The sequence below is a fragment of the Acinetobacter rudis genome (genome assembly GCF_000829675.1).
GTDB classification, from domain to species: Bacteria; Pseudomonadota; Gammaproteobacteria; order Pseudomonadales; family Moraxellaceae; genus Acinetobacter; species Acinetobacter rudis.
Window position 1 is genome coordinate 21443 of record NZ_BBRX01000049.1, and the last position, 7707, is coordinate 29149.

General features: G+C 36.4%; 7 protein-coding genes and 1 pseudogene. All 8 read left to right on the plus strand.

The genetic code is table 11. The features are described 5' to 3' along the window. Positions 1-37: 37 nt before the first annotated feature. A pseudogene (locus tag Aru01_RS12875) lies at positions 38-496 on the plus strand (acyltransferase); the annotation flags it as partial. Beyond that, positions 493-1608 carry a DegT/DnrJ/EryC1/StrS family aminotransferase gene (locus tag Aru01_RS12880; RefSeq protein ID WP_016658003.1) on the plus strand — a complete coding sequence of 372 codons (1116 nt, stop codon included), beginning with the start codon at positions 493-495 and terminating at the stop codon, positions 1606-1608. The pseudogene Aru01_RS12875 and the gene Aru01_RS12880, both read left to right, overlap by 4 nt. Positions 1609-1614: 6 nt before the next feature. Beyond that, the gene (locus Aru01_RS12885) at positions 1615-2883 is read left to right on the plus strand and encodes an O-antigen translocase (RefSeq protein ID WP_016658002.1); all 1269 of its coding nucleotides are present in this window, start codon (positions 1615-1617) and stop codon (positions 2881-2883) included. Position 2884: 1 nt separating this feature from the next. Further along, positions 2885-3859, plus strand: a complete 975-nt coding sequence (locus Aru01_RS12890; RefSeq protein WP_016658001.1) for a glycosyltransferase family 2 protein — start codon at positions 2885-2887, stop codon at positions 3857-3859. Next, complete coding sequence (locus tag Aru01_RS12895) at positions 3856-4713, plus strand: glycosyltransferase (protein WP_016658000.1); 858 nt, start codon at positions 3856-3858, stop codon at positions 4711-4713. The genes Aru01_RS12890 and Aru01_RS12895 overlap by 4 nt, the downstream gene beginning before the upstream one ends. Positions 4714-4716: 3 nt before the next feature. Beyond that, on the plus strand, positions 4717-5790 hold the full coding sequence (locus tag Aru01_RS12900; RefSeq protein WP_016657999.1) for a glycosyltransferase family 4 protein: 1074 nt from the start codon (positions 4717-4719) through the stop codon (positions 5788-5790). A 4-nt stretch (positions 5791-5794) separates the two neighbouring features. Beyond that, the gene (wzy, locus tag Aru01_RS12905) at positions 5795-7171 is read left to right on the plus strand and encodes an O-antigen polysaccharide polymerase Wzy (RefSeq protein ID WP_016657998.1); all 1377 of its coding nucleotides are present in this window, start codon (positions 5795-5797) and stop codon (positions 7169-7171) included. A 2-nt stretch (positions 7172-7173) separates the two neighbouring features. Beyond that, positions 7174-7707, plus strand: a 534-nt coding sequence (locus Aru01_RS12910) for a glycosyltransferase (protein ID WP_042111427.1), incomplete at its 3' end; no start/stop codon positions are given.

Sequence of the window (7707 nt, forward strand, 5' to 3'; positions counted from 1 at the left end):
AAGGACATAACTTGCCATGCTAAAGACGTCAACGGTATTTATTCATCCACTTTCAGATGTAAAAAGTCAAAACATTGGAGAGGGAACCAGAGTTTGGCAGTTTAGTGTAATTTTTGAAGGTGCTCAAATTGGTTGTAATTGTAATATTTGTGCACATACTTTAATTGAAGGTGGTGCGGTCGTAGGTAATAACGTAACGGTCAAATCAGGCGTTTATTTGTGGGATGGTATTCACTTAGAAGATGATGTGTTTGTTGGGCCATGTGTTGCTTTTACAAATGATAAAAACCCAAGGTCAAAACAGTACATCGATGTTTATCCACAAACGACGGTTGGGAAAGGGGCCAGTATTGGGGCCAATGCGACCATACTACCGGGCATTAAAATTGGTCAAAAAGCAATGGTTGGGGCTGGTGCGGTCGTGACCAAAGATGTTCCAGATTATGCTGTGGTGATGGGCAATCCAGCAGTGATAAAAGGCTATGTAGAAAAATGATTCCTTTTTTAGATTTAAAAAACATTAACCAACAATATCGTGCAGAACTTATTGAAGCATGTACGCAAGTGATTGATTCTGGCTGGTATATTGGCGGAAAGTACTTAGAACAGTTTGAGCAAAATTTTGCTGCTTATTGTGGCAGCCAATATGCTATTGGTGTAGCTAATGGTTTAGATGCTTTAATTTTAACTTTACGTGCTTGGAAAGAGCTCGGTAAGTTGCAGTCAGGGGATGAAGTATTAGTTCCATCGAACACTTATATTGCAAGTATTCTTGCAATTTCAGCCAATGATCTGACTCCTATTTTGGTTGAGCCTGACCCTCAAGGATTTAATCTAGATCCCCAAAAAATTGAGGCTGCGATTACGGCAAAAACTAAAGTGATATTGCCAGTACATCTCTATGGTCAATTAGCACAAATGCCAGAAATTATGACAATTGCTAAGAAGCATAAACTCTTGGTATTGGAAGATGCAGCACAAGCACATGGCGCCCAAATACAAGGCCTTAAAGCTGGAGTATGGGGTGATGCAGCAGGGTTTAGTTTTTATCCTGGAAAGAATCTTGGTGCTTTGGGCGATGCTGGTGCAATTACGACCAACGATGCTGAACTGGCAATGATGTTACGCGCTTTACGTAACTATGGTTCACATGAAAAATATAAAAATTTAGTACAGGGTGTAAATAGCCGTTTAGATGAGATTCAAGCGGCGATGTTGGACGTTAAGTTAAAATATTTAGATGTAGAAATTACACAGCGTCGAGCCATTGCCAATGTTTATTTAACTCAGATTGAAAACTCACTCATACAGTTGCCATTGCAGAATATTGATGCATTGACATATAAGCAACATGTTTGGCATTTATTTGTCATCCAGACTCCGCATCGTCAGGCTTTACAGCAGTATTTAGAAGCTCATGGAGTGCAAACTTTAATTCACTATCCAATCCCGCCACATCAACAACAGGCATATCGTGAATGGAACCATCTGAGTTTCCCTATTTCTGAGCAATTGCATTCACAAGTATTAAGTTTGCCACTCGGGCCAACTCTAAGCATAGAAGATGCAGAGAAAATTGCGCAATTATGTAATGCTTTTAGAGTTTAAGCATTTATGAATTTGCTCAATACCAGCATTTTAAATGGTTTGGCTGTTTTTATTAAAACAGTGACTATGCTTGTATTGAATAAAATACTCGCAGTATATGTTGGACCATCTGGGTATGCGGTCATTGGGCAGTTTCAAAACTTTGTACAAGTGATTACTGGTATTGGTGGCTCTTTCATCAATAACGGTATTGTTAAATATACAGCAGAATATCATGAGGATGATCAGCTACAACGACGCCTATGGGCGACTTCATCTAAGTTAATTATCCTTTTTACTTTACTGATTTCATTTGTCATCATTTGCTCTAGCTTTTATCTTTCGCAAGTCATCTTTAAACACCACGATTATTGGTCAGTCTTTGTTTGGCTAGCTATTTTTTTGGTGTTTTTTAATTTAAATGGTTTTTTACTTGCGATTATTAATGGCAAAAAAGAAATTGTAAAATTAGTGAGCGCCAATATAGGTGGTACGCTCATTACATTATTGGCAACTTATGTCTTGGTTGTTAGTTATGGTTTGTACGGTGCTTTAATTGCATTAGCGATCAATCAGTCTGTCGCATTTTTTCTAACTTGGTTTATTGCCCGAAAAAGCCAATGGTATCAACCAGAAATTTTTTGGGGAAAAATTGATAAATCACTGGCTAAGAAGCTATCTGCTTTTGCTTTAATGGCTTTAGTCAGTGTAGTGGTAGGCAATATTACTCAGTTTATATTGCGATCTTATGTTGTGAAGACTTATGGCTGGGACTATGCAGGTTATTGGGATGCAATGAACCGTTTAAGCCTTGGTTATTTAATGTTTGCTTCAACGATTATAGGTGTTTATTACTTACCGAAGTTATCTGAATTAAAACAATATAATGAGATCAAAAAAGAAGTCAGAATGGGCTATTTGGTCATCTTGCCGATTGCGACATTGTCGGCAGCTATGGTGTACCTCTTTAAGGAATTGGTGGTTGAGATTTTATTTACAGCCCAATTTAAACCTATGCTCGAATTATTATTCTGGCAATTAATTGGTGATGTATTACGTATAGGAAGTTGGATCATTACCTATATGATGCTGAGTCGGGCGATGACACGGCTGTTTATTAGCTTAGAAACATTTTTCCTCGTGAGTATCATCCCACTTACAATGCTTCTTGCCCATCTATATGGGTTTAAAGGAATTGCACTTGCTTTTGCTGTAAATAATCTTTTTTATTGGATTACCTGTGCTTTCTTTGCGAATAAAAAACTTAAAAATGATTTGAGTCCTTTAAAGGTTTAGTATGAAGGCATATGAAATATCAATCATTATACCTGTGTATAATGAGGAAAAAAATTTGATTAAATGCCTTGAAGGTCTTGATCTACAAAGCTCAAAAGCTTTTGAAGCAATATTTATTGATGATGGCTCAACAGATGCTTCAGTCAGTATGATTAAGACTTTCATTGCTCAACATCAAGATCTTAATATCAAATTGATTCAGCAAAAAAATAGCGGTGCAGCCGCAGCCCGACGAACAGGAATGGCGCAGTGCGCAAATGATTATGTGATTAATTTGGACTGCGATGATCAAATATCATCGAACGCCATCGAAGCAGTTATTGATCAACTATCTCAACATCAATCAGATATCGTGTTATTTGAGCTAGATTGCGAAGTTCTTGGTAAAGAGGGCATCTCGATCCAACGTTTCAATATGTTTAAAGCGAATTCTTTTAGCGCTTACGAGGCTTTTTTACATAGTATTGATGGTTGGGGTGTACATGGTTATGGGTGTTTTAATAAGAGCTTATGTGAAAGGGCCTATGCTGAATATTCTCACTATAACATTGACGGTCATAACTTTTTAAATAATGATGAAGTCATTACCCGCATGTTCTTTTTTTATGCGCAGTCTATTGTTGTTTGTCAGGGCATTTATACTTATAAATATAATATAAATTCAACGACCAAAAAGTTGAATAACAATAAACATAGCATGATTAAGAATTCGATCATTTTATCTAGATTTGTTGCAGAGAACGATCCGAGTGTGGTGTTTCTCGCTCATCGAAGTTTGATGTCAACCATATGGGGTGTCTTACGATACTATTTAGAAAATAAAGCAAAATTAGAGAATAAAACAGAGTGGAAATCGAGTATTCGCATGGGAATGCAATATATCGCCGAACATGATCTACGTCATCAGTTCGATTTGAAGCGTAAAATCCAATATTTACTTGTCAGACTTTCAGTTATCTATAAGGCCATCCTATGAGTAACCCCTTAGTTTCAATAGTTATTCCTTGCTATAACCATGCTGAATTTGTACAAGACAGTATTCAGAGTGTGATTGATCAAAGTTATGAGAATATTGAGCTATTGATCATTGATGATGGTTCTCCAGATCATTCTGTTGAAAAAATTAATGCAATGGTCGCAGCTTGCCAGCAACGCTTCACTCGATTTGAATTTCGTACTCGAGCCAATAAAGGGCTAAGTGCGACTTTAAATGAGTCTCTTGAGTGGTGTCAGGGAGAGTTTTTATCGGTATTGGCTTCTGATGATCAAATGTTCAAAGATAAATCAGCGATCCAAGTTGAACTGCTGCGAACTCATTCTGAATATGTTGCAGTATTTGGTGCTGTTCAATTAATTGATAACAATAATAAAGTGATTGGTGAAATCAGACAGGAAGACAAGGTTTTTGCTTTTGATGACTTGATGTATACCGATCGTTTTCTGCCAGCACCTACGCAAATGATCCGCTTAAGCGAGTTAATTAAGACGGGGGGATTTGTGAATGGCATGATCGTGGAGGACTGGTATATCTACCTCAAGTTAATGGAATCAGGTGGAAAAATTTTGTATACCGATCAACTGTTTTCTTATTATCGCTCACATGGCGGAAATACTTTTGCTAACCCTTATAAGATGGCGCTAGGGCGATTACAGGTTTTAAATGAGTTTCAGCAACAGCCCCTGTTTAAAAAGGCGTATATCAAAGTAAGTTGGGATAATGCGCTAGAAACCTTAATGATTGATTTTAAATTATCAATACAGATTTTAACGCTACGCTTATTTTTTAAATTTAAGCAGTTGGTAAAGAAAATTTTCTCAAGAAGAAGTTAGGCGATGAATAAAAAAATATGTTTTTTAATTGGTGATATTGGTCTATCTGGTGGGACAGAGCGAGTAACTTCTTTGATTGCCAATCTACTCGCTGCAGAAGGGAATCAATTGTACATCCTGAGCTTATCGGGTGGAAAACAGGCTTTTTTTGAGTTACATGATCAAGTTCAATTGCATCGTTTATTTGAGCAAAAAGTGTCGATGAAAAAAAACTTTTTCAGTTGCTGTTTTAAGATTAGAAAATTTGTACAACAACACGAAATTGACCATCTTATTGTGGTCGACAGTTTGGCTTGTGTATTCACCGTACCTGCACTTATGGGTTTAAAGGTTGGGCATATTTGCTGGGAGCATTTTAACTTCAATGTTGATTTAGGTGTTTCATTTAGACGCTTAGGAAGGAAATGGGCAGCAAAGTATTGTGATACCGTAGTAACTTTAACTGCGCGTGATAAGGAATTGTGGGAAGCTGGATTAACTCAGATCCGAGCTAAAATTGTACCGATTTCCAACCCTACACCTTATGAGAACATAGAACATACACCACGTCTGCAACATAAAATTGTTTTGGCACTTGGCCGACTGACCTATCAAAAAGGTTTTGATCGTTTGTTGGATGCTTGGGCAATCGTTTGTCAACACAACAGTGATTGGACGTTAAGAATTATTGGTGATGGAGAGGATGAACAGGCATTAAAACAACAAGCAAAAAGTTTAGCTATTGATGGTCGAGTTGAGTTTATTGCGGCAACAAAAAATGTAGATCAATACTATAGAACAAGTTCTTTTTATTGTATGAGTTCGCGTTTTGAAGGGCTACCGATGGTGCTTCTTGAAGCACAGGCATATGGTCTACCTGTGATTTCAATGGACTGTGATACTGGACCTGCGGAGATGATTCGTACAGGTGAAAACGGTTTCTTATGTCATTCAGTTGAAGATTTAGCAGAGCAATTGGTTCAAGTCATGCAAATAGATGAACAACGGTATCAGCAGATGGTTCAATCTTCACAGCATAATGTCTTAAGATTTTATTCTAATAATATCATTGGTTTCTGGAGAGAAATTTTGGAGTGACTTTATGGATGTGTTATCCAATAATTATAAATTCTCATTAATATTTTTTATTTTATTTCAGACGGTTTTATTTTTTATTTATTACAGTGGTACGGTTCTATTCTTTACAGATTATATTTGGTCAGTATTTTTTGTTGGCTATCTGGTGTTAGTCTATTTTTTTAGATACGCATGTAATATAAATTTGGCCACGATTTTCTCGTTGTTTTACATGACCAGTATTTTATTTATTGGGGGGCGTTTACTGGCCATTTTTTTTGGTTATAGCGGTGTTTTATTTAACATTGATTTTTTTGGAAATCGATATTTAGAGGTGTCTGAGGCAAGTCACCTCATGCTTTATCTGTTTAGTGGATTTGTTGCCTTAGAGATTGGCTTATATTTGTCTCTACTCATCTTAAAAGAAAATAAAGGCCAAGTTGTTGAATTAAAACTTAATAAATTAATTTTATATCCTTTTTTAACAATTTTTGCAGCTTATGTTTTTTATTCGATTCAAGATGGCATTTTATCTGTGATTTCTGGTGGTTATTTGGCTTTATATGACACTCAGGATAGTCGTTATGGCTTTGACTTTACCTCTACTATAAAAACCATATTAGCAGCTTCGATTGGCGTTTTTTTGGTACAAGATGACCGAAAAATGCGCAATGTTTTATTGTTAATCATCGGGTTTTATTATTTTGGTCAATTTATTATGGGGCTTAGGGGCGGATTTATTTGCTATTTGCTGCTGTTATTTTGGTATAAATCGGATTTTGGCTTAAAAAAAATAAATGTCTTTAAAGTATTATCTTTAATCATTTTTGTCTTTGTATTTCTGACCGCTATTTTTAATATGGTCAGTTTTCGTGGTGAAGTCGATAACGAAAACGTGTCAGATAAAGTTTTAAGTCTGCTTTACGCTCAGGGTGTGACCTTAATGGTATTTAATGACTCAATGAGCATAAGCAACTACCCAATAGTGCCTTATTTTCAAAATTTTATTCCCGGTGTCAGTTTTGTGTTCTCTACACTTGGTTATGGAGTCAACGCATATGAGGTTAATTTTGGCCAGTTTTTAAGTTATACTTTGGACCCTGTTTTATTCGGGTTAGGCTATGGATTAGGTTGGTCATTATTTTCTGATGCACATGTTTATTCATTTGGAAATATTGTCTTCTACTCAGTTTTTATTGTGCTATTTTCAGTTTTTATCAACTACATGCAAAATAACATCAATAAGAATATCTACCTGAAAGTAATCATCAGTTCCCTCGTTATCCCGCTGTGTTTCTTACCTCGTGCTGGATTAAATACGGTATTTCCCTTGATCTTTTATACAGTTATTTTCCTATTGTTGATCATGTTTCTCAGTCAAATATTAAGAAGAGAGCATTAACCATGCGCATATTATTTCTGATAACAGGATTAGGTGGTGGGGGCGCTGAGAGAGTAGTCGTTGATCTCGCAGATCAAATGTATATGCAGGGTCACCAAGTTAAGATTGCCTATTTAAAAGGTAATGTCGTCTTAAAACCAGAGCATGATGCAATTGAGCTAATTTATCTTGGACTGGAAAGTTTGACTTCAAGTCTTACCGCATTTCGTCGCTATCATACTTTGCTTAATCGATTTTCTCCTGATGTTGTACATGCACATATGGTACATGCCAATATTTTTGCGCGTTTGAGCCGGATTTTTAAGCCGATCAATAAATTGATCTGTACAGCACATAGTAATAATGAGGGTGGAAAATTACGTATGCTGGCTTACCGCTATACTCATTCATGGGCGGATGTAACGACGAATGTAAGTATGGCAGCAGCTGAAAATTTTGAACATTTGGGTGCTGTGCCTGTTGGAGAAATTTTGACAGTTTATAATGGGATTGATCTGCAAAAATTTAAATATCGACCTGATTTGAATTCGCAATTG